Here is a 20,133-nt window from a genome sequence, read left to right on the forward strand (position 1 = left end):
GGAGTCTCTTATGAAACCTCTGCCGATGCTGAGCTACGAATTCTGCGCGTTGACGGACACGGGGCGGGTGCGCTCCAACAACGAAGACGCTGTGGCCATCCATGAGACGGCGCAGATGGTCATCCTGGCCGACGGCATGGGGGGCTACAACGCGGGCGAGGTGGCTGCCGGGATGGCGATCACCTACATCGGCACCGAGATGGTCCGCTGGCTGCAAGGCGACGGCTCCGCGGCATCGCCTTCGGATGTACGGCATGCACTAGAGGCCTGTGTGGACAATGCGAACCACGCGATCCTCGGCGCCTCGATGTCCAACCCGCAGTACTTGGGAATGGGTACCACGCTGGTCGTCGGCGTGTTCCGTGACGACCGGCTCATTCTCGGCCACATCGGTGATTCGCGCTGCTACCGGTGGCGCGAGGGCCTCTTGCGGCAGATCACGCGCGACCACTCGTGGTTGCAGGAGCAGATCGACCTGGGACTGCTCACGCCGGCACAAGCAGCCGTTTCGGGGCAGCGCAACCTGGTGACACGGGCGCTGGGGGTGGATGTGTCCGTGCATATAGAAATCAACGAATTTCCTGTCGAGCCCGGTGACTTGTTCATTCTTTGCTCCGACGGCCTGACGGATATGTTGAGTGACGCAGATTTGGCCGAACTGGCGCGGATGCCCATTGCGCTACAAGATAAAGCGGCGCGCATGGTGGCCATGGCCAACGCCATGGGAGGGCGGGACAACATCAGCGTAGTGCTGGCGCAAACGCAACTCGCTCAGGACGCCAAAAAACGCGGCGGCCTCATGGCGCGCCTGCTGCGCACCTCGTGACCTTTCCGCCAAGCTCAGCCCGACCGCCAGGGCTTCATTTGCCTGTGCCCGGAAATTGCTACTTCCCTCTACTAGCTAAGTTGTTTGGATAAGGAAAAGTGATCATGCCCAGAATGGTCGTGTCGATCGATGGAGTTGTCATCAAGGAAGTTACCTTCACCAAGGAACGCACAACGGTAGGCCGCCGCCCCTACAACGACGTGGTCATCGACAACCTTGCCGTCAGTGGTGAACATGCGGTCTTCCTCATGAATGGGGATGATGTGGAAGTAGAGGACCTGGGTAGCACCAACGGCACCTATGTCAATGGCAAGGCCATCAAGCGACAGCCTTTGCGCAACGGCGACACGGTGGAATTGGGGAAGTACAAGATCCGCTTCCTGCACGAAGAGCCTGGTCATGACTATGAGAAGACGATGGTCTTCAAGCCCGGCATGTTGCCGCCGCTGGGCAAGCCTGCGGCCCCTGCGCCAGTCGTGCTGAGCGCCGCCGTGCGGGTGATGAACGGCCCCGCCGCCGGCCGTGAGGTGGCTCTGACAAAAGTGGTTACCACCATTGGCAAGCCAGGCGTGGCCGTGGCCTCCATCACCAAGCGGCACAGCGGCTTTGTGCTGGCCCATGTGGAGGGGGGGGACTTTCCGTTGCTGAACGGTACGCGCATTGGAGTGGACCCCATAACTCTCAAGAATGGTGACCGCATCGCTCTGGCCAGTACCGAGATGGAGTTTGTGCAGGGCTAGAGCGTGCAGAGGGCAACGCTAGTGTGGCGATCATTAGCGCTTCGCTTTTAAAAGCCGTTAGCGCCTGATGGGAGAAGGGGTGCTGCCGCGGGTCGCAGAATGCCGCGCTGCCTCTAACAGACCGAATTGCGTAGTTCTCCACGTAGAACACCTTGGGGTGACAAATGTGTCGACGTGTGACCGATTGGTTAGACTTTTCCTTTGCGGGGTTTGGGAAACGGGTGAAAAATGTCGCGCGCTGCAACGTTTGGTTGCATTCTGATGTTGGCACAGAAGCTGCTCAAGTTTTCTCAACCCGCAGGATTCCTCTGCGGGGGCTATTACCTAATTCCGAGGAGGATTTATGAAGCGTACCCTGCAACAAGGTTTCACCCTGATCGAACTGATGATCGTGGTGGCGATCATCGGCATTCTGGCGGCTGTGGCCCTGCCTGCCTACCAAGACTACACCGTGCGTGCCAAGGTGTCCGAGGCGGTCATTGCTGGCTCTTCTGCCAAGAGCGCGCTGAGCGAAGCCTTCCAGTCTGATAGCACGACAGGCCTGACCTCCGCAGCCACGGCCATCAATGCCACGCCTACGGCCCAGAAGTCTTCCAAGTACGTCCTCAACTACTGCGTATTCAACGCGGCAGCAGGTGGTGCTCCGACGGCTGCAGCCTGTGCTGCCTTTCCGAACCCTGCCACCAACTGGGTGGTGTCGGTCGCGCTTGCAGCCACCGCCGGGAATGGTATTCCTACCGGCCTCAACGGTCGTACATTCAACTTGGCTCCTAACGTGAACGGTGCCATTCCCGTGGCTGGCGCCCAAGGCGCTGTTGACTGGGCCTGCACCAGCGCCACCAACGTGGCAGCGACTCAGCGTGGCCTGAATAACAGAACTGTTCCGGCCACACCAGTTCCCGCAAAGTACATGCCTTCCGAATGCCGTTAAGCCTCGGTGCATGATCTGAAAAGAGCGCTCAGGCGCTCTTTTTTATATGGAAATTTGAATATGGATTTTTCGCTGCGCATGCATCGAGCCGCCAAAGCCGCCGCCTGCCATTTTCTTGTGTCGGTGGCGGTTGCTTTTGCGGTCGCAGCGGTGGTATTTGGCATTTGGTATCCCGCGCCTTACCACAACCTTTCCGGCGGCTTGAAGCTCTTTCTCATTGTGGTAGGGGTGGATGTTGTTTGTGGCCCGCTTCTCACGTTGGTGGTCTTTAATCCATCCAAAAGCCGTCGTGAGCTCTTGATAGATCTCGCCTTGATTGCCGTGATTCAGGTGGGGGCACTGGCTTACGGAATTCATACTGCTTACCAAGCCAGGCCCTTGTTTCTGGTGCATGAGGTGGACCGTTTTCGAGCCATCGGCATGCCTGATTTTGGCAATGAAAACGATGTCAAGGCTGCATTGAAGGGACTGGAGCCTTCCCTCCAACCACGGTGGCACAAGGGCCCCATCACCGTTGGAATCCGGATCCCGAATACCCGCGAAGAACGCCAGAGCGTGCTCTTCGAATCCATATTCGGCGGGCGTGATTATTCACAGAGGCCAGAATTCTATATACCGTACGACGAGGTAGAAAAAGAACGGGTGCTGCGCCGTGCCAGGCCAGCGAAAAACTTCGCGGCACACTATCCAAAGCAATCTGCAGATTTGCAAGAAATTCTCAAAAAAACCCAGACGTCCATGGAGAAGGCATTTTTTCTTCCTGTGCAACAAAAACAAGAATGGGTCGCGATCCTCAATGATTCAGCCATTATTCTAGGTTTCTTGCCGGGAGACGGGTTCGAAGTTCCCTGAATGGAAATTCAACTGCCTTGCACTGGACACGGGCAACGGTGCCATCTACAAAGCAATGCGGTTGCAAGGGCGCCTGTTCAACCGCTTGTGCTGGACCACAGGCATCACCGAATACCCCATCCCACGCCAGCGTCGCAACAGCGCCTGGGATGGCGCTTGACGCATCAGCCGCGAGATGAACGGCCTTCAACAGGCTTGTGATTGTCGGCATGCCCGTTTTCCAGGACGCGATAAGGTGGTCGTTTTGCAGTTCAATGGGCGTGCGTCAGAGTGCTTTCTTCTATAGGGCGGCATGGAAGCCCCAGCGAGCCATTATGATTTCTGACCTTGCGGCCCGCACCGGCCCTGCCACTGCCCGTAGCTCAACCGGATAGAGCAATTGCCTTCTAAGCAATAGGTCGGGGGTTCGAGTCCCTCCGGGGGCCAGCCTCAGCGCTCCCAAAAACATAGCTGCTAGCGCTTGCTGCGATTGGCTTTACGCCCAAAATCACCCCGCACCTCCAGGGGGATGGACGAAGCTCCCAGACTTTCCCCCGTGCTTTTCCAGTACCTGCACGCCGGTGATCACCATGCGCTTATCAGCCGCCTTGCACATGTCGTAAACCGTCAGCAGCGCTACCTGCACCGCCGTCAAAGCCTCCATCTCCACCCCTGTGGGGCCCACGGTTTCCACCGTGGCGGAGCACTGCACGGCGCTGTCTTCGGGGTGCAGCACGAAGTCCACCGCCACCCGCGTCAGTGCCAAGGGGTGGCATAGCGGGATCAGCTCGCTGGTCTTCTTGGCGGCCATGATGCCGGCGATGCGCGCTACGCCGAGTACGTCGCCCTTCTTGGCGGTGCCCGACTCGACCAGCGCCAGTGTGGCGGGCTGCATCTCGATGCGGCCCGTGGCAATGGCCACGCGGTGCGTGGCCGGTTTGGCGCCGACGTCCACCATGTGGGCTTGGCCTTGGGCGTCGAAGTGGGTGAGGGGGGAGGGGGACGTTGTCANACTGGAAAGCGCTGACAGCTTCTTTTTTTATAGCATTTGGCTCCCTGCAAGCACCGGCTGTGATGGCACAGCCATCGCTGCCCACACTGGGAGACGGCCTGGAGATGACGACCAGTGCGGAGCGCAAGCTGGGCGACCGCATCATCCGCGAGCTGTACCGCGACCCGGATTACATCGATGACGCGGTGCTGAATGAGTATGTGCAGGGCCTATTCCAGCCACTGGTGCAGGCCGTTTTTTGCCGGGGGATGGATTTGAGGTGCAGAATTGAACGATCAGCGCATCGCCGCTCATGCGCGCATTAGAGGGCGAGTGTGTGCCTGACGCGGCGGGCAGTTTTCTTCGAGAGACGAAGGGTCATGGGTCCATTACAGGACGGGTGGCGGCCGCATTGGCCCATCGCTCCGGCGCGGCTTCGACGACTTTGCCCACATCACGCAGATGCGTTGGGGGCAAAGTTCCAGCAGTCCATTTGCCGTGCCTCCTATTCCGCTGCCACAATGCGGCCATGCCTGTTTCATCGACTCCCAGCATTGACCTGACAGCCCTGCGCAAGTCGTATGCGCAAATGGCGGAGGCTTTGCAGCTTTGGCAGGATCAGCCGGAGGGCTCGGTATTCAAGCCGCATTTGCGCTCGGCGGTGATCCAGTCCTTCGAGTACACCTACGAGATCGCACTGCGCATGCTGCGGCGTGTGCTGGTTGAGCGGTCTCTGGCTGCCGATCTGGTTCAGGATTTGTCTTTCAATGACCTTGTGAGGTTGGGGGCGGATGCCGGGCTGTTGCAAGACCCGCAGGCTTGGCGCCGCTGGCGTGCCATGCGCAATGCCACCAGCCACACCTACGATGAGGCCAAGGCGGCGCAAGTGGCGGCTGCCATTGGTGCGTTCAGCCACGATGCCCTGGCGTTGCTGCAAGCGCTGGAGCGGGCTGTCGCACGCGAGCAGGCAGACTCATGAGCACCGGCCCTGTTGCCTCCCTTGCGCTCAGCCCAGCCCAGCGCAGCGAAATCCGCCGCATCGTAGATGCGGCGGTGCCTGGGGCACGGGTCTGGGTGTTTGGATCGCGCGCGGCGGGTAGGGCTCGCCCTTTCTCGGACGTGGATTTGTTGCTGCAGACCCGGCAGCCGCTGGCCTGGGATGAATGGGCGGCACTGGAGGATGCGTTCGAGCAAAGCGATTTGCCCTTCAGGGTGGATGTGGTGGAGCGGCGGGGTTTGCCGCCTGATTTCCTGCAGCGGGTGGAGCGCGAGAAGGTTCTTCTTTGAGCCCGTCAAGCGCCAGTCCGAGGGGGTTTCCTCGTATGATCCGCCCTTTCCTGCGCATGCTGCCCGTAGCTCAACCGGATAGAGCAATTGCCTTCTAAGCAATAGGTCGGGGGTTCGAGTCCCTCCGGGCAGGCCATCTCACGGCATAGGGTGTGGCTCCCTCAGGCCACAAAGCTTCCCGACTTGCCGCCATGCTTTTCCAGCACCTGCACGCCGGTCATCACCATGCGCTTGTCTGCGGCCTTGCACATGTCGTAGATGGTCAGCAGCGCGATCTGCACGGCGGTGAGGGCTTCCATTTCCACCCCGGTCGGGCCCACGGTTTCTGCGGTGGCTTTGCACTGCACGGCGTTGTCGGCGCGCAGCAGTTCAAATTCCACCGCTACGCGTGTCAAGGCCAGCGGGTGGCACAGGGGGATCAGCTCGCTGGTTTTCTTGGCAGCCATGATGCCGGCGATGCGTGCCACCCCGAGCACATCTCCTTTCTTGGCAGTGCCTGATGCAATGAGCTCCAGGGTCGCGGGCAGCATGGTGATGCGCCCGGTCGCTACGGCAATGCGATGGGTGTGCTGCTTGGCGCCCACATCCACCATATGGGCGCGGCCTTCGGCGTCGAAATGGGTGAGGGGGGGAAAAGGCGTGGACATGGCGGGTTACAAGCAGGGCGAAACAATCAGGGAGTGAGGGCATCATACGGCGATGTACCGCAGGGTTGGACTGGGGAGTCTTGTGCGAAACTTCAAGCCAAATTGGGCTCTAGGGCAGATGGGTAAAGCGCTAGCAGCTTCTTTTTTAATAGCATTGGAAGGTCTGCTGGCGCCGAGCGTCCATGCGCAGAGCGCTTTGCCCATGCTGGGCGATGGTGCGGAGATGACGACCAGCGCCGAGCGCAAGCTGGGCGACAGCATCATTCGTGAGCTCTATCGCGATCCGGACTACATCGACGATGCGGTTCTCCATGAATATGTCGATGGACTGTTCCAGTCGCTGCGTTCGGCGGCTAAGGCGCGGGGTGAGCTGTCTCCCGAGCTGGAAGAGCGCTTTGCCTGGGAGGTGCTGTTGGGCAAGGACCGGACGGTGAATGCTTTCGCCCTCCCTGGGGGCTACTTCGGCGTGCACCTGGGGCTGATCGGCGTGGTGAGTACGCGCGACGAGCTCGCGTCGGTGCTGGCGCACGAACTCAGCCATGTCACCCAGCGCCATATTTCACGCCTGATCGCGCAGCAGGGGCGGCAGACGCCGCTGATGCTGGGCACCATGATCCTGGGCGCCCTGGCGGCCAGTCGCAGTCCCGATGCGGCCCAGGCCCTGATGGTGGGCGGGCAGGCGCTGGCCCTGCGCATGCTGCACTATTCACCCGAGCCCCGCGTGATCGAGCGCCTGATCGAAAGCGCCACCCTGCTGGGCCTGGACGACGAAGCCGCGTTCCATTTGCAGCGCTACCGGGTGGCGTACCCCAAAGACCATGCGCGCTGGCAGAAGAAGAACGGGGCGTCGGGCGAGCCGCTTATGCCTGGTCGGGCGCCGGGTGTGGTTGTGGCCCCGTCGTAATAGGCACGTCTTCGTACAGGGCCTCCAGCGGCACTTGCAGGCCCACACTGGCCCATTCGACGTGGCCCCCAGCCTCGATGGGGTGCAGCACCCAGCGCTTGCTGTCGCCATCGCGGCGGAATAAGTCCAGGCTCAGGCGCTCGGGATCGATCAGGGCGTATTCGCGCAGTGTGGGCAGCTTGCGGTAGGCGGCAAACTTGGCGCCACGGTCGTAGGCGCTGGTGGCGGGGGACAGCACTTCCACCACGAGCACCGGGGCACTCTTGCTGTGGCTCTGCCCACGGTCGCTGTCGGCGCAGGTGACGAAGACATCGGGGTAAAAAAACGCGTTGTCTTCTTCCACGCGCAGCTTCATGTCAGAGATGAACACGCTGCAGGGGCTGCCGCGCAGGTGGTTGCGCAGGGCCATGTACACATTGCCTGCCACCGTCACATGGGCGTCTGACGCGCCCGCCATCGCAAATACCTCACCGTCGTGGTACTCGTGCTTGGTGCTTTGCTCGGCCTCCCAGGCAAGGTAGGCCTGGGCATCAAAAAACGGCTGTGGTGCGGGTAGGGACATGGCTCGCTCCGGGGTAGGTGGTCATGGTAGCAGTCTGCGCCTGGCAAGGAGCATCGTGCATCAGTCCGCCACATAACTCCCCGACTTGCCCCCGTGCTTTTGCAGCACGCGCACGTCGTGGATGGACATGCCGCGGTCGGCCGCCTTGCACATGTCGTAAATGGTGAGCAGGGCCACCTGCACGGCGGTGAGGGCCTCCATCTCCACGCCCGTGGGGCCCACGGTTTCCACCGTGGCGGTGCAGGCAATGCCGGTGGCGCCGGGGTACTGTGCACTGGCGGGGGCAAAGTCCAGCGCCACGCGGGTCAGTGCCAAGGGGTGGCACAGGGGGATGAGGTCGCTGGTCTTCTTGGCGCCCTGGATGCCGGCGATGCGGGCGATGCCCAGCACATCCCCCTTCTTGGCGTTGCCGGCCTCGATGAGCGCCAGCGTGGCGGGCAACATTTCGATGCGGCCGCTGGCCACGGCCACGCGGTGGGTGGCGGCTTTGGCACCTACGTCGACCATGTGGGCCTGGCCTTGGGCGTCGAAGTGGGTGAGGGGGGAGGGGGACGTTGTCATAAGGCGGGTTTACAACCGGGTGCGAAACATTCCAATGGCCGGGGCATCATACGGCCATGTGCAGATGGCCGCGATTGATGGCCGGCCCGTTCGCGCGGGTGAAGGAGTGTTGTGCAAGGTTCTCTACAAAATTGGCTTCCAGCGCCCAGCTGGAAAGCGCTGGCAGCTTCTTTTTTTATAGCATTTGGCTCCCTGCAAGCACCGGCTGTNCGAGTATGTGCAGAGCCTGTTCCTGCCACTGGTGCAGGCCGCCAAGGCGCGGGGGGAATTGTCGCCCGAACTCGAGGAACGCTTTGCCTGGGAGATCTTGCTGGGTCGAGACCGTACGGTGAACGCATTTGCCCTGCCGGGCGGCTACTTCGGCGTGCATCTCGGGCTGATCGGCGTGGTGAGCACGCGCGACGAACTCGCGTCGGTGCTGGCGCACGAACTCAGCCATGTCACCCAGCGCCATATTTCACGCCTGATCGCGCAGCAGGGGCGGCAGACGCCGCTGATGCTGGGTGCGCTGATCCTCGGCGCGCTGGCTGCGAGCCGCAGCCCCGATGCGGCCCAGGCCCTGATGGTGGGTGGGCAGGCGCTGGCCGTGCAGAGCCAGCTGAACTTCTCGCGCGACATGGAGCGCGAGGCCGACCGTGTGGGCTACGGCCTGATGGCGCCCGCCGGTTTTGCGCCGCAGGGCTTCGTGGGCATGTTCGACAAGCTGCAGCAGGCCAACCGCATCAACGACAACGGCAGTTGGCCCTACCTGCGCAGCCACCCCTTGACCACGCAGCGCATTGCGGACATGCACAGCCGCATTCCGCCGGGTGCGGCGCAGCCCGCGCGGGCTACGCTGGAGCACCTGATGATGGCTGCGCGCGCGCGCGTGCTGATGCGCCCCGGTGTCGACGCTTGGCGACAGTGGGTTGCCGAGCCGCAGGACGCCGGCTTTGCCGCACGGCCCGCACCGCAGCGGGTGGCGGCCTGGTATGCGGCCACCCTCAGCGCGGTGCAGTTGGGCGACATGGCGGCTGCGCGCAAGGCGTTGCGTGCGCTGCAGTCCAGCGCAGGTACCGATGCTGCCGCGTTGCGCCAGGCGCGCCTGCTGGGTGCCGAGCTGGAGCTGGCTGCGGGCGATGCGCCCGCGGCGCTGACGTACCTGCAGGGCAGCGTCGTCACGGAAGGCAGCGGTGTGCCCAGCGCGCCCGCGCCCGCACGGCCAGAGATGCTGCTGCGCACCCAGGCCCTGCTGCGCACGGGCGCGGCAGGCGAGATGGCGGGGCCCTTGCAGACCTGGGTGGCCACGCATCCTCGGGACGCGACCGTCTGGCAGGCGCTGGCGCAGGTATGGCAACAGCAGGGGCAGCCCCTGCGCGCCGTGCGCGCCGAGGCCGAGGCACACGCCGCACGCTATGACTACGCGGCCGCGGTGGATCGTTTCAAGGCGGGGCAGGACCTTGCGCGGCGCAGCAGCGCGGCGGGGGATTACATCGAAGCGTCGATCATCGACACGCGCCTGCGTGCCGTGGAGTCACTTCTTAAGGAACAGGCCGCCGAGCGCTGATTCGATCAGCATGCCCAGCAGAGAGTAGATCAGCGAACCGATCAGCGCGGCGGTAAAGCCGTGTACCTGGAAACCGTCGCCCAGCACCGACGCGGCGGCCCAGAACATGAGCGCGTTGATCACGAAGAGGAACAGCCCGATGGTGACGATGGTCACCGGCAGCGTCAGCACCACGAGGACCGGGCGCAGCACCACGTTGAACAGGCCGATCACAAAGGCCGCGATCAGCGCAGCGCCGAAGCTGCGCACCTCCACGCCGCTGTAGAGGTAGGCCACGCAAAGCAGGGCGGCCGCGCTCAGCAGCCATTTGAGCAGTAGTCGCATGGCGCGCAGCATAGCACCGGGCCGGTGAATGCGCCGCGCCGCATGTGGCATGAGAGCGTGTAAAAAAGCCGGCCCATCTGCGCTTGCACGCGATGGGCCGGCTGGGCTGAACAGTGGTTTTGCCGAGTCCTGCCGTGCCGATCAGTCGGCGGCCAGCATGAACAGTAGGCCCAGGCTGGCGAGCGAGCCGGGCACCGTCCAGCGCCGTGGCGGTTTGCGCACGATGACCGGCGCGGCGGCGGGCGCTGCGTCGGTCGGGGTGTTCACCTCCTGTTCCAGTTTGGGGCGACGGGCGTCTACCACCCTGCACGCGCCATGCTCAGCCTGCAGCTGCGCCAGCAGCTCGGGCAGCGGCCCCTTGGCCAGTACCGTGCTGATGGGCGCACCCTCCGCCCGCAGCCAGGGTTGCAGCTGGGCAAACAGCTTGTCCGCCCATTTGGCGCGCCAGTTCTCGCGTGCGCTATGGCTCACCCATTTGCTGATGCGGTGCGTCATGCGCGGTGCGCAGGCCACCAGCACCCAGTGGATCGTGCCCGCAGTGGCGGGGGCCGCCAGCGGCTCCAGGACTTGCCGCGCGTAGCCTGCGTCGTCCACATACACGATGACCTTGTCCATGGCGGATCTCCTGTCGGGCCTATGGGTGCGTGTGCAGGAAGGCCTGTTTCAGCCGTGCTGTGCAGGGGCCGTCTTGCCGCGCTGCGCGACGATGGCCTTGCCGACCACCAGCACCAGCAGGGCGCCGGCCACGCTGGCGGCGTACTTCAGGGTGTCGGACTGCTCCAGCTTGAACATCCACTGCCACTTGTCGGGGTTGGCCAGCGCGGGGTCGGAGACCAGCATGCCGCCGGCGATCCAGCCCAGCAGCATGCCGCCGGCGGTGATGATGACCGGGAAGCGCTCCATGAGCTTGATGACCAGTTGGCTGCCCCACACGATGATCGGGATGGAGATCAGCAGGCCCAGCACCACCAGCAGCAGCGAGTGGTCGCCCGCGTTCTGCGCGGCGCCGGCAATGGCGATCACGTTGTCCACGCTCATCACCAGGTCGGCCACGATGATGGTCTTGATGGCGGCCAGCAGCTTGTCGCTCTCGGCCACGCTGCCGTGGCCGTCCTCGTCGGGGGCCAGCAGCTTCACGCCGATCCACACCAGCAGGATGGCGCCCACCACTTTCAGGAAGGGCAGGTTCAACAGCGTCATCGCGAAGGCAATCAGGACCACGCGCAGGATGATGGCGCCCGCCGTGCCCCAGATGATGCCCTTGGTGCGCTGCGCGGGCGGCAGCTTGCGGCAGGCCAGGGCGATCACCACGGCGTTGTCACCACCGAGCAGGATGTCGATGATGATGATCTGCCCCAGTGCAACCCAGAACTCGGGTGAAGTCAGAAATTCCATAAAGTCCTCGTTATCAGTAACCGAAAGGAGGCCCGCAGCCACTGTAGGTGGCGGTGGGCGGCTCCGCAAGAGAGACACTGCACGGTGACCAGGGACTCGTCCACCCGCGTGGGTTGCGACGCGCGAAGAGGTCTTGATCAGCCCCGCAGGGCCATCAAAGGTCTTGCTCAGCCCGCGTGCGATGCGTGGCGCATGCCGGGCCCGGGCTGCCGGAAGCGGTGCGCTTCGTACTGACGACAGACCGAGAGCCTCCGCACCCCGAGGCCGATGGCCGTCAGGACTTGGAGGTCAGGAGCTACTCCCCTTCGAACCTGCGATTGGAACATGGCACGAGGGCGGCGCGCAAGCGGCAGGCGTTTTTTGCGCAAGGCGGTTTGAAGAAAATGTTGCCAGACGCGCGACGGAATATGTCTGCCATGCTATTTAAAACATAGCGAATGGCCCTGGCGGCCCCGCCGCCATGCGCATGGAACACACCGGGACGGGCGGTATCATCGGCGCGCCCTTACCCGCCATGTCCTGCATCCACATCGCCGATATCGAAGCCGCCATCAACCATTGGCGCACCCGCGCCCCATCGCCCGATGGCGTGGGGCTGGCGCCGGAAATCGAGGCGCTGGCCGATGTGTATGGCCGCATGGTGTTTGCGCGGGCCGAGGACGTGGCGCCGCAGCAGATGCCCGCCGCGGCGCTGGCGGCGTGGCTAGCCTGGTACGAGACCACACCCGACACACCGTGTATCGCCATCTGCTCCACCAGCCAGGGGGATGAATGGTGCAAGGGCTGCGGGCGCAGCTTTGCCGAGGTGCAGCACTGGTTGGCGATGAGCCCGATGGACAAGCGCGCCGTGTGGCGGCGCATCACCCGCGAGGGCACGGCGCTGCGCTTCACGCGCTATGCCGAACGTGCGGCCGAGCGCCCCGCCGATTGCGCCGGCGGCGCTCCCGGCGCTGGTTGACCGGCTTTACGGCGGGGCGCGCGCCGGCTAAGGTGGCCGCATGCTGCGTTTGACCCAGGCCCCCGATATCGCCATGGCCACGCTGTGGCGCGACCTGCTGTGCGAAGCCGGCATGCCCGCCAGCGTGCAGCGCCAGCATCTGGGCGCGGCGGCGGGCCACCTGCCGCCAGGGGAGTGCCTGCCCGAGATCTGGCTGACGTACCCCGAACATGCAGAACGCGCCCGTGCGCTGCTGCGGGAGTTCCAGCATCTACCGCAGCGCCAGTGGCGCTGCCACGCGTGCGGTGAGGCGATCGAGGGCGGCTTCGAGCAGTGCTGGAATTGCGGCGCCTTGATGCCGCAGTAGATTGCTATTTATTCAGGAGCTGGTGGCGTTTGTTGGTCGGGCGCTAGAGGTGTTTTTTGCTCAAAACGCCACGTTACTTCCAGCGCAGCGGTTCCACATGCACGCTGCCCAGGGTGCTGCTCAGCGTGAGGCCGCCTTCCTGCACCGTCGCCTGCAACTGCATGCTGCGCTCGGCCAGTGTCGCCAGTTGCTGGGCGGCGTCGGCGGGCAGGCGCCAGACCTGCAGCTTGTCCAGCCGCGTGAGCTTGTTCTCGATGCCCTTCCACCACACCTCGGCTGCGTGGTGAAAACAATAAACGATGACCGCATCGGATTTGCTGCAGGCCTTGGTCAGCGGCTTGTCCTCGGGCTGCCCGACCTCGATCCACAACCGCTTACGACCCGTGAAGTCGGTCAGCGATACGTCCGGGTCCTCCGGATCGGACAGGCCCGCGCCGAACGCCAGCGTGCCATCGCCCTGGCAGGTGTCCTGCAGTTCATGGGCCTGCAGCGCCAAGGCGGCCAGCCGCACCATCATGCGCTCGTCGGTTTCGCTGGGGTGGCGCGCCAGGGTGAGTGCATGGTCGGCGTAGTAGCCGTGGTCGATGTCCGCGATTTGCAGGTTCGCCTTGAAGATGGTGGACTTGAGGGCCATGGGATGCTTTCAAAATGAGAGCTGCCCGCGCTTGGCTGGCAAGCGCGGGCAGGCAAAAAGGCTCAAACCGGCTGGATCAGACGCGGCGCGCCAGCTCGGCCGCCTTGCCGGTGTAGCTGCCCGGCGTCATGGCCAGCAGGCGGTCCTTGTCGGCTTGGGGGATCTCCAGGCCGTTGATCAGCGCGTGCAGCGCCTCGGCCGTCACGGTCTTGCCGCGCGTGACTTCCTTGAGCTTCTCGTACGCGCCCTGCACGCCGTAGCGGCGCATCACGGTCTGGATGGGCTCGGCCAGCACTTCCCAGCTGGTGTTGAGGTCGTCGGCCAGGGCTTCTTCGTTCAGCTCCAGCTTGTTCAGGCCGGTCATCAGCGAGGTATAGGCCAGCGCGGCGTAGCCCAGCGCCACGCCGATGTTGCGCAGCACGGTGCTGTCGGTGAGGTCGCGCTGCCAGCGGCTGATGGGCAGCTTTTCGGACAGGTGCCTGAGCAGCGCATTGGCCAGGCCCAGGTTGCCCTCGGCGTTCTCGAAGTCGATGGGATTGACTTTGTGGGGCATGGTGGACGAGCCGATCTCGCCCGCCTTGAGCTTTTGCTTGAAGTAGCCCAGGCTCACGTAGCCCCAGATGTCGCGCGAGAGGTCCACCAGGATGGTGTTGGCGCGGGCGATGGCGTCGAACAGCTCGGCCATGTAGTCGTGCGGCTCGATCTGGATGCTGTAGGGCTGGAAGGTGAGGCCCAGGCCCAGCGGCTCGGGCGTCTCCACGACCTTGCGGCTGAAGGCTTCCCAGTCGAAGTCGGGCCAGGCCGACAGGTGGGCGTTGTAGTTGCCCACGGCGCCGTTCATCTTGCCCAGGATCTTCACCGCCGCGATGCGCTCGCAGGCCGCCTGCAGGCGCACGACCACGTTGGCCAGCTCCTTGCCCACCGTGGTGGGGCTGGCGGTCTGGCCGTGGGTGCGGCTGAGCATGGGCACGTCGGCAAACCGGTGGGCCATCTCGCGCAGCTTGAGCACGATGCGGTCCAGGCCCGGCAGGATGACCTGGTCGCGGCCCGAGCGGATCTGCAGCGCATGGCTGGTGTTGTTGATGTCCTCGCTGGTGCAGGCGAAGTGCACGAACTCGGCAGCCTTTTCCAGTTCGGGTCGGGCCTCGAACTTGGACTTGATCCAGTATTCCACGGCCTTCACGTCGTGGTTGGTGGTCTTCTCGATGTCCTTGATGGCGCTCGCGTCGGCCTCGGAGAAGTTCTTCACCAGGCCCAGCAGGTAGGCGCGCGCGCCGGTGGACAGTGGCTTGAACTCCGCAAATCCCGCGTCCGACAGCGCGATGAACCAGGCCACCTCCACCTGCACGCGGCGGTGCATGTAGCCGTGCTCGCTCATGATGGGACGCAGGGCGGAGAGTTTGGCGGCGTAGCGGCCGTCAAGGGGCGACAGGGCGGTGATGGTGGACAGGCTCATGGGCCGTCATTGTAGGTGGGCGCCTGGAATGCCGAAGGGCCGCGGCCGGCCGGCGCGCTCGCCCCTAGAATCGCGCTCACCCGACCAACCCCATTCCCCCAGCCGCTGCACACCACCATGAAACTGATCGGATCGAATACGAGCCCCTACGTGCGCAAGGTGCGCGTGGTGCTGGCCGAGAAAAAGCTGGATTACCAGTTCGTCGAGGAGAACGTGTGGGCCGACGACACGGCCATCAGCACGTCCAACCCGCTGGGCAAGGTGCCCTGCCTGATCATGGAGGGCGGTGAGGCGGTGTTCGATTCGCGCGTGATCGTGGAATACCTGGACACGCTGTCCCCCGTGGGCAAGCTCATTCCCGCCCTGGGGCGCGAGCGCGCCGAGGTCAAGACCTGGGAGGCGCTGGCCGACGGCCTGCTGGACGCCGCCATCCTCGCGCGCCTGGAGGCCACCTGGGCCGGCCGTCAGGACGGTGAGCGCAGCCAGGCGTGGATCGACCGGCAGCTCGCCAAGGCGCGCGCCAGCCTGCAGTCCATGAGCAAGGGGCTGGGCGACAAGCCTTATTGCAGCGGCATCCACCCTACGCTGTCGGACATTGCCGTCGGCAGCGCGCTCGGGTGGCTGGAGTTCCGGTTTCCTGACATCGCCTGGCGCACGGACCACCCCAACCTGGCCCGCCTGATGGACAAGCTGATGCAGCGCCAGAGTTTCATCGACACCCAGCCGCGCTGAACCGCCGACCCGCTGGGCCTAAAGAAAAAGCGCGCCTTCCGTGAGGAAGTGCGCGCTTTTTGCTGCGGAATAAAAAAAGTTGCGAAGCGCCCCGAAACGAATGAAGAGAGGGAGGGAGGAGAAGCGCCCCAGGGTTGCAGCCAGGCCGGGCCTGGAAGGCTTCGCAACGTTAAAAACGGTTAACAGATCACGCCGCGATGGACTCGCGGCCGCGGTTAGCTCCTAGAGTGGGGGGGATGATAAAAAGTTCCAGATCTCACCCATAAAAAATTCAAAAAATTTTCACCAAGCCTCAACGCGGCGCCGCCAGTTGCTGCTCGATGGCCTGGATCAGCGCTTTGCTGTGGGGTTCCACCGAACTTCCGTAGCTTCCCACCACCTTGCCCGAACGGCTGACCAGGTACTTGTGGAAGTTCCAGCGTGGCGCCTGGCCCGCGGACGCTGCGGCGAGCTGGCGGTACAGCGGCAGAGCTTCGCTGCCCTTCACGTGGCTCTTGGCAAACATCGGGAAGCGCACGCCAAACGTGTTTTCGCAGAACTGGGCGATCTCGGTGTTACTGCCGGTTTCTTGTGCAAAGTCGTTCGACGGAAAGCCCAGCACCACCAGCCCTTGGTCGCGGTAGCGCGCGTACAGCTCTTCCAGGCCCTGGTATTGGCCGGTAAAGCCGCAGTAGCTGGCCGTGTTGACCACCAGCAGCACCTTGCCGGCGTATTGGCACAAGGCCTGCGGCGCCTCGTCCTGCAGGCGCGGCACGGTGTGCTGCAGCAGAGCGGGGCAGGCCTGGGCATCTACTGCGGGAGTCGCCGCAACATCCGCCGCCTGGGCGGCGGGGCCCAGCAGCGTGGCGCATAGGAGCAGCGGCAAGGTCAGGCGTGGCATGGTGCAGGGATGGCGGGGAGGGCAAAAGCCCGTACACGCCGCCATTGCACCATGTCTGCAGGCGGCGAAAAAGTTTTTGGCTATCGACCATGCTGAAAGCATGGGTTTCGCCTTGTTGTGATCTGACCGCCCTCGGTGCCGCGTAATTGCTATTAAAAATATAGCTTCTAGCGCTTGCTGTCAAAGCGCTGGAGCCCTAAAACATGCTAGGGCCTGTTCACACTATTTTTGCCAGTGCGAATGGCGTGAAAACCGCGCCAATCTAGGCGCGTGACGACGCCAAGGCCGGGGCCTTGGCTAGGAGGGCAACGACGAATGGCGCGGTTCTCACTCCGTTCCCTCCGGGTTGCGATCAAAAAGGGCCATTCGCGGCGTTGCCAAGCCTCGCTGGGGTAGCACCCCAGCTTCGTTTGGCGCCTTGCGCCTGGCCCTTTTTGATCGCAACGCATCTGGCAAAAATAGTGTGAACAGGCCCTAGACCCTAGCTGGGTACCCGCGCCTCGCCTGCCTGCGCCTCGCGCGCATGGGGACGACGCAGTACCCGGTGGCGCAGCCATTGCTCGAAATCGTCCACATAGGTGAACACCGCCGGCACCACCAGCAGGCTGAGCACCGTGGAGGTGATGAGGCCGCCGATCACGGCCACGGCCATGGGGGAGCGGAAGCTCATGTCCGCGCCGCCCAGCGCCAGGGCAATGGGCATCATGCCGGCGCCCATGGCCAGCGTGGTCATGATGATGGGGCGCGCGCGCTTGTGGCAGGCGTCCAGCAGCGCGTCCATGCGGCTCATGCCGTGGCGCCGCGCCACGATGGCGTATTCCACGAGCAGGATGGAGTTCTTCGTGGCGATGCCCATGAGCATGATGAGCCCGATGAGCGACGGCATGGAGAAGCTCTTGCCGGCCAGCAGCAGCGCGACGAACGCCCCGCCCAGCGACAGCGGCAGCGCCGCGAGGATGGTGACCGGCTGCAGGAAGTCCTTGAACAGCAGCACCAGCACGATATAGATGCACACCACGCCGGTGAGCATGGCCAGGCCGAAGCTGGCGAACAGCTCGCCCATCATCTCGGCGTCGCCCACGTCGATCAGGCGCACGCTGGCGGGCAGGCCCCGTACGGCGGGCAGCTGGCGCACGGCCTCGGTCACCTCGCCCAGGCCGCGCTCGCCCAGCTCGATCTCGAAGTTCACGTTGCGCGAGCGGTCGTAGCGGCTGATGACCGCGGGGCCGCCGGCCAGCGACAGCTCGGCCACCTCGCCCAGGCGCACCGGGCCGTGCGCGCCGGGCAGCGTGAGGCGCTCCAGCACCGACAGGTCTTCGCGCGCAGCATCCTCCAGGCGCACGACGATGGGCACCTGCCGCTGCGCCAGGTTGAGCTTGGGCAGGTACTGGTCGTAGTCGCCCACGGTGGCCACGCGCAGCGTCTCGGCGATGGCGCTGCTGGTGACCCCCAGGTCGGCGGCGCGGGCGAAGTCGGGTCGCACGGCGATCTCCGGGCGCACCAGGCTGGCCGTGGAGCTCACGCCGCCAATGCCCGCGATGGTGCGGATGTCCCGCTCCACCGCGCGGGCGGCGGCCGCGAGCGCCTGCGGGTCTTCGCTGGCCAGCGCCAGGATGTACTTGTCGTTGGAGCCGCCCAGGCCCACCTTCACGCGCACGCCGGGCAGCTCTTGCATGGCGGCGCGCAGGCGCTGCTCGATCTCCTGCTTGCGCGGGCGCTCGCCCCGCGGCGTCATGCGCAGCGTGAGCGTGGCCTTGCGCGGGTCGCCCGCGCCCGCGCCGGCGAACGGGTCGGCCCCGGCCGAGCCGCCGCCGATCGTGGTGTAGATGCTCTCCACATGGCCCACGCCCATGGCGCGCTCGGTGGCCAGGGCCACCACGGCGCGCGTGTCGGCCAGCTTGGCGCCGGGCGGCAGCTCCAGCGTGACCTGGGTCTGGGCGTTGTCGTCCGCCGGGATGAAACCCGAGGGCAGCAGCGGGATCAGCGCCAGCGAGCCCACGAAGAACAGCAGCGCGCCCAGTAGCGTGAGGACGCGGTGCTTCAGGCACCAGTGCGAGGCACGCATGTACGCGGCCAGCCAGCGCGGCTCCTTCTCGTGGTCCACCATGGGCTTCATGATGTAGGCGGCCATCATCGGCGTGAGCAGGCGCGCCACGACCAGCGAGGCGAACACCGCCAGCGCCGCCGTCCAGCCGAACTGCTTGAAGAACCGCCCGGCGATGCCGCTCATGAACGCGGTGGGCAGGAACACGGCGATCAGCGTGAAGGTGGTGGCGATCACGGCCAGGCCGATCTCGTCGGCGGCCTCCATGGCCGCCTGGTACGGCGTCTTGCCCATGCGCAGGTGGCGCACGATGTTCTCCACCTCCACGATGGCATCGTCCACCAGGATGCCCACCACCAGCGACAGCGCCAGCAGCGTGATGATGTTGATGGAAAAGCCCAGCAGGTGCATGCCGATGAAGGCCGGTATCACCGACAGCGGCAGCGCCACGGCGGACACGATGGTGGCGCGCCAGTCGCGCAGGAACAGCCACACCACCACCACCGCGAGGATGGCGCCCTCGTACAGCAGCTTCATCGAGCTGTCGTACTCGTCCTGTGCGATGTCCACGAAATCCACCGTGCGCGTGAGCTGCAGGTGCGGGTGCTCGGCCATCAACTGGTCCAGCGCGCGCTGCACGCCCGCGCCCACCTCCACCTCGCTGGCGCCGCGGCTGCGCGAGACCTCGAAGCCGATGACCGGTTTGTCGCCCAGCAGCGCGGCGGTGCGTGGCTCGGCCACGGTGTCGGTCACGGTGGCCACCTGGTCCAGGCGGACATGGCGGCCGCCGGACAGCGCGATCTCCAGCGCCGCGATCTCCTGCGCCGTCTGCACCGTGGCCAGCGTGCGCAGCGGCTGCTCGGCCCCGCCCAGCTCGGCGCGGCCGCCCGCGCTTTCCACCTGCACCTGGCGCAGCTGGCGCGAGACTTCGGCCGCGGTGGCGCCCAGCGCCTGCAGCTTGAGCGGGTCCAGCGCCACGCGCACCTCGCGCGCCACGCCGCCCACGCGGTTGACCGCGCCCACGCCGGGCACGGCCAGCAGCCGGCGCGTGAGGGTGTCGTCCACGAACCAGGACAGCGCCTCGTCGTCCAGCTGGTTCGAGGCGATGGCGAATGCCAGGATGGGCTGGCTGGACAGTTCCAGCTTGGTGATGATGGGGTCGCGCAGGTCCGCGGGCAAGTCCGAGCGCACGCGCGAGACGGCCGAGCGCACGTCGTCCACCGCCTCCTGCACGGGTTTTTCAAGCTGGAACTCGGCCGCGATGGTGGCTGTGCCGTCGGTCAGCGTGGAGGTGATGTGCTTGAGCCCCTGGGTGGTGGCGATGGCGTTCTCGATCTTGCGCGCCACGTCGCTCTCCAGCTGCCCCGGCGCGGCGCCGGGCAGGGAGGCCGTGACCATGACCACGGGCAGGTCCATGTCGGGAAAGTTCTGCACCTTCATGGACCGGAAGGCCAGCAGTCCGGCCAGCGTGAGCAGCACGAACAGCATGGCCGCCGGGATGGGGTTGCGGATCGACCAGGCGGAGAGGTTCATGGTCG

Annotated in this window: 21 protein-coding genes, 2 tRNA genes and 2 pseudogenes; 14 read left to right on the forward strand and 11 right to left on the reverse strand. The window is 64.8% G+C overall.

Features of this window, described 5'->3' with window-relative positions:
- Window positions 1–10: 10 nt before the first annotated feature.
- The 5 genes from OX89_RS02235 (at window position 11) to OX89_RS02255 (ending at window position 3,774) form a co-directional block, all read left to right on the forward strand.
- A complete protein-coding gene (locus OX89_RS02235) occupies window positions 11–826 on the forward strand; it encodes a Stp1/IreP family PP2C-type Ser/Thr phosphatase (RefSeq protein ID WP_047349394.1) in 816 nt (271 codons plus the stop codon).
- A 104-nt stretch (window positions 827–930) separates the two neighbouring features.
- Window positions 931–1,566 (forward strand): FHA domain-containing protein, encoded by a 636-nt coding sequence (locus OX89_RS02240; RefSeq protein WP_047349395.1) that lies wholly within the window; start codon window positions 931–933, stop codon window positions 1,564–1,566.
- A 343-nt stretch (window positions 1,567–1,909) separates the two neighbouring features.
- Window positions 1,910–2,497 carry a pilin gene (locus OX89_RS02245; RefSeq protein WP_047349396.1) on the forward strand — a complete coding sequence of 196 codons (588 nt, stop codon included), beginning with the start codon at window positions 1,910–1,912 and terminating at the stop codon, window positions 2,495–2,497.
- 60 nt (window positions 2,498–2,557) lie between these two features.
- Window positions 2,558–3,349 (forward strand): TfpX/TfpZ family type IV pilin accessory protein, encoded by a 792-nt coding sequence (tfpZ, locus tag OX89_RS02250; protein WP_047349397.1) that lies wholly within the window; start codon window positions 2,558–2,560, stop codon window positions 3,347–3,349.
- Window positions 3,350–3,702: 353 nt separating this feature from the next.
- A tRNA-Arg gene (locus OX89_RS02255) sits at window positions 3,703–3,774 on the forward strand.
- A 62-nt stretch (window positions 3,775–3,836) separates the two neighbouring features.
- Here OX89_RS02255 and moaC (OX89_RS02260) read toward each other — a convergent pair.
- Window positions 3,837–4,339, reverse strand: a 503-nt coding sequence (gene moaC, locus OX89_RS02260) for a cyclic pyranopterin monophosphate synthase MoaC (protein WP_234305474.1), incomplete at its 5' end; no start/stop codon positions are given.
- Window position 4,340: 1 nt separating this feature from the next.
- On the opposite strand from moaC (OX89_RS02260), the pseudogene OX89_RS02265 reads away from it, so the two are divergent.
- The 4 genes and pseudogenes from OX89_RS02265 to OX89_RS02280 all read left to right on the forward strand — a co-directional run.
- Window positions 4,341–4,588, forward strand: a pseudogene (locus OX89_RS02265) (peptidase M48); the annotation flags it as partial.
- Between the two features lie 260 nt (window positions 4,589–4,848).
- Window positions 4,849–5,298 (forward strand): HI0074 family nucleotidyltransferase substrate-binding subunit, encoded by a 450-nt coding sequence (locus OX89_RS17890; protein ID WP_011807119.1) that lies wholly within the window; start codon window positions 4,849–4,851, stop codon window positions 5,296–5,298.
- Window positions 5,295–5,606: a nucleotidyltransferase family protein gene (locus OX89_RS02275; RefSeq protein ID WP_011807118.1), complete on the forward strand. Its 312-nt coding sequence runs from the start codon at window positions 5,295–5,297 to the stop codon at window positions 5,604–5,606. The genes OX89_RS17890 and OX89_RS02275 overlap by 4 nt, the downstream gene beginning before the upstream one ends.
- A gap of 59 nt (window positions 5,607–5,665) precedes the next feature.
- Window positions 5,666–5,742 (forward strand) — tRNA-Arg (locus OX89_RS02280).
- Between the two features lie 25 nt (window positions 5,743–5,767).
- Here the strand turns inward: OX89_RS02280 and moaC (OX89_RS02285) are convergent.
- On the reverse strand, window positions 5,768–6,253 hold the full coding sequence (moaC, locus tag OX89_RS02285) for a cyclic pyranopterin monophosphate synthase MoaC (RefSeq protein WP_047349400.1): 486 nt from the start codon (window positions 6,251–6,253) through the stop codon (window positions 5,768–5,770).
- Window positions 6,254–6,371: 118 nt separating this feature from the next.
- Here moaC (OX89_RS02285) and OX89_RS02290 point away from each other — a divergent pair, with 118 nt between their 5' ends.
- Window positions 6,372–7,157: a Wzy polymerase domain-containing protein gene (locus OX89_RS02290; RefSeq protein WP_084001966.1), complete on the forward strand. Its 786-nt coding sequence runs from the start codon at window positions 6,372–6,374 to the stop codon at window positions 7,155–7,157.
- Here the strand turns inward: OX89_RS02290 and OX89_RS02295 are convergent.
- Both OX89_RS02295 and moaC (OX89_RS02300) read right to left on the reverse strand, forming a co-directional pair.
- Window positions 7,114–7,719: a Uma2 family endonuclease gene (locus tag OX89_RS02295; RefSeq protein ID WP_047349401.1), complete on the reverse strand. Its 606-nt coding sequence runs from the start codon at window positions 7,717–7,719 to the stop codon at window positions 7,114–7,116. The genes OX89_RS02290 and OX89_RS02295 overlap by 44 nt on opposite strands.
- A gap of 60 nt (window positions 7,720–7,779) precedes the next feature.
- On the reverse strand, window positions 7,780–8,280 hold the full coding sequence (moaC, locus tag OX89_RS02300; RefSeq protein ID WP_047349402.1) for a cyclic pyranopterin monophosphate synthase MoaC: 501 nt from the start codon (window positions 8,278–8,280) through the stop codon (window positions 7,780–7,782).
- Window positions 8,281–8,490: 210 nt separating this feature from the next.
- Here moaC (OX89_RS02300) and OX89_RS02305 point away from each other — a divergent pair.
- A pseudogene (locus OX89_RS02305) lies at window positions 8,491–9,826 on the forward strand (M48 family metallopeptidase); the annotation flags it as partial.
- Here OX89_RS02305 and OX89_RS02310 read toward each other — a convergent pair.
- The 3 genes from OX89_RS02310 to OX89_RS02320 form a co-directional block, all read right to left on the reverse strand.
- Window positions 9,794–10,150 (reverse strand): phage holin family protein, encoded by a 357-nt coding sequence (locus tag OX89_RS02310; protein WP_041836445.1) that lies wholly within the window; start codon window positions 10,148–10,150, stop codon window positions 9,794–9,796. The pseudogene OX89_RS02305 and the gene OX89_RS02310 overlap by 33 nt on opposite strands.
- A gap of 141 nt (window positions 10,151–10,291) precedes the next feature.
- A complete protein-coding gene (locus OX89_RS02315) occupies window positions 10,292–10,765 on the reverse strand; it encodes a hypothetical protein (protein ID WP_047349403.1) in 474 nt (157 codons plus the stop codon).
- A 48-nt stretch (window positions 10,766–10,813) separates the two neighbouring features.
- Window positions 10,814–11,545 (reverse strand): TerC family protein, encoded by a 732-nt coding sequence (locus OX89_RS02320; RefSeq protein ID WP_011807113.1) that lies wholly within the window; start codon window positions 11,543–11,545, stop codon window positions 10,814–10,816.
- Between the two features lie 514 nt (window positions 11,546–12,059).
- Between OX89_RS02320 and OX89_RS02325 the strand changes: the two genes are divergently transcribed.
- Window positions 12,060–12,503: a DUF3717 domain-containing protein gene (locus OX89_RS02325; RefSeq protein WP_047349420.1), complete on the forward strand. Its 444-nt coding sequence runs from the start codon at window positions 12,060–12,062 to the stop codon at window positions 12,501–12,503.
- Window positions 12,504–12,543: 40 nt separating this feature from the next.
- Window positions 12,544–12,849, forward strand: a complete 306-nt coding sequence (locus OX89_RS02330; RefSeq protein ID WP_011807111.1) for a putative signal transducing protein — start codon at window positions 12,544–12,546, stop codon at window positions 12,847–12,849.
- Between the two features lie 73 nt (window positions 12,850–12,922).
- Here OX89_RS02330 and OX89_RS02335 read toward each other — a convergent pair whose 3' ends face one another.
- Together OX89_RS02335 and purB are read right to left on the reverse strand one after the other, a co-directional pair.
- On the reverse strand, window positions 12,923–13,483 hold the full coding sequence (locus OX89_RS02335) for a YaeQ family protein (protein WP_011807110.1): 561 nt from the start codon (window positions 13,481–13,483) through the stop codon (window positions 12,923–12,925).
- Between the two features lie 76 nt (window positions 13,484–13,559).
- The gene (purB, locus tag OX89_RS02340; protein ID WP_047349404.1) at window positions 13,560–14,939 is read right to left on the reverse strand and encodes an adenylosuccinate lyase; all 1,380 of its coding nucleotides are present in this window, start codon (window positions 14,937–14,939) and stop codon (window positions 13,560–13,562) included.
- Window positions 14,940–15,056: 117 nt separating this feature from the next.
- Between purB and OX89_RS02345 the strand changes: the two genes are divergently transcribed.
- Entirely contained in the window at window positions 15,057–15,671 is a 615-nt protein-coding gene (locus OX89_RS02345) for a glutathione S-transferase family protein (RefSeq protein WP_047349405.1), read from the forward strand.
- Between the two features lie 292 nt (window positions 15,672–15,963).
- Here the strand turns inward: OX89_RS02345 and OX89_RS02350 are convergent, their stop codons facing one another.
- Both OX89_RS02350 and OX89_RS02355 read right to left on the reverse strand, forming a co-directional pair.
- Window positions 15,964–16,551, reverse strand: a complete 588-nt coding sequence (locus OX89_RS02350) for a glutathione peroxidase (RefSeq protein ID WP_047349406.1) — start codon at window positions 16,549–16,551, stop codon at window positions 15,964–15,966.
- A 481-nt stretch (window positions 16,552–17,032) separates the two neighbouring features.
- Window positions 17,033–20,128 (reverse strand): efflux RND transporter permease subunit, encoded by a 3,096-nt coding sequence (locus tag OX89_RS02355; protein ID WP_047349407.1) that lies wholly within the window; start codon window positions 20,126–20,128, stop codon window positions 17,033–17,035.
- Window positions 20,129–20,133 lie beyond the last annotated feature (5 nt).

The sequence above is a fragment of the Diaphorobacter sp. J5-51 genome (assembly GCF_001023515.1).
GTDB classification, from domain to species: Bacteria; Pseudomonadota; Gammaproteobacteria; order Burkholderiales; family Burkholderiaceae_C; genus Diaphorobacter; species Diaphorobacter nitroreducens.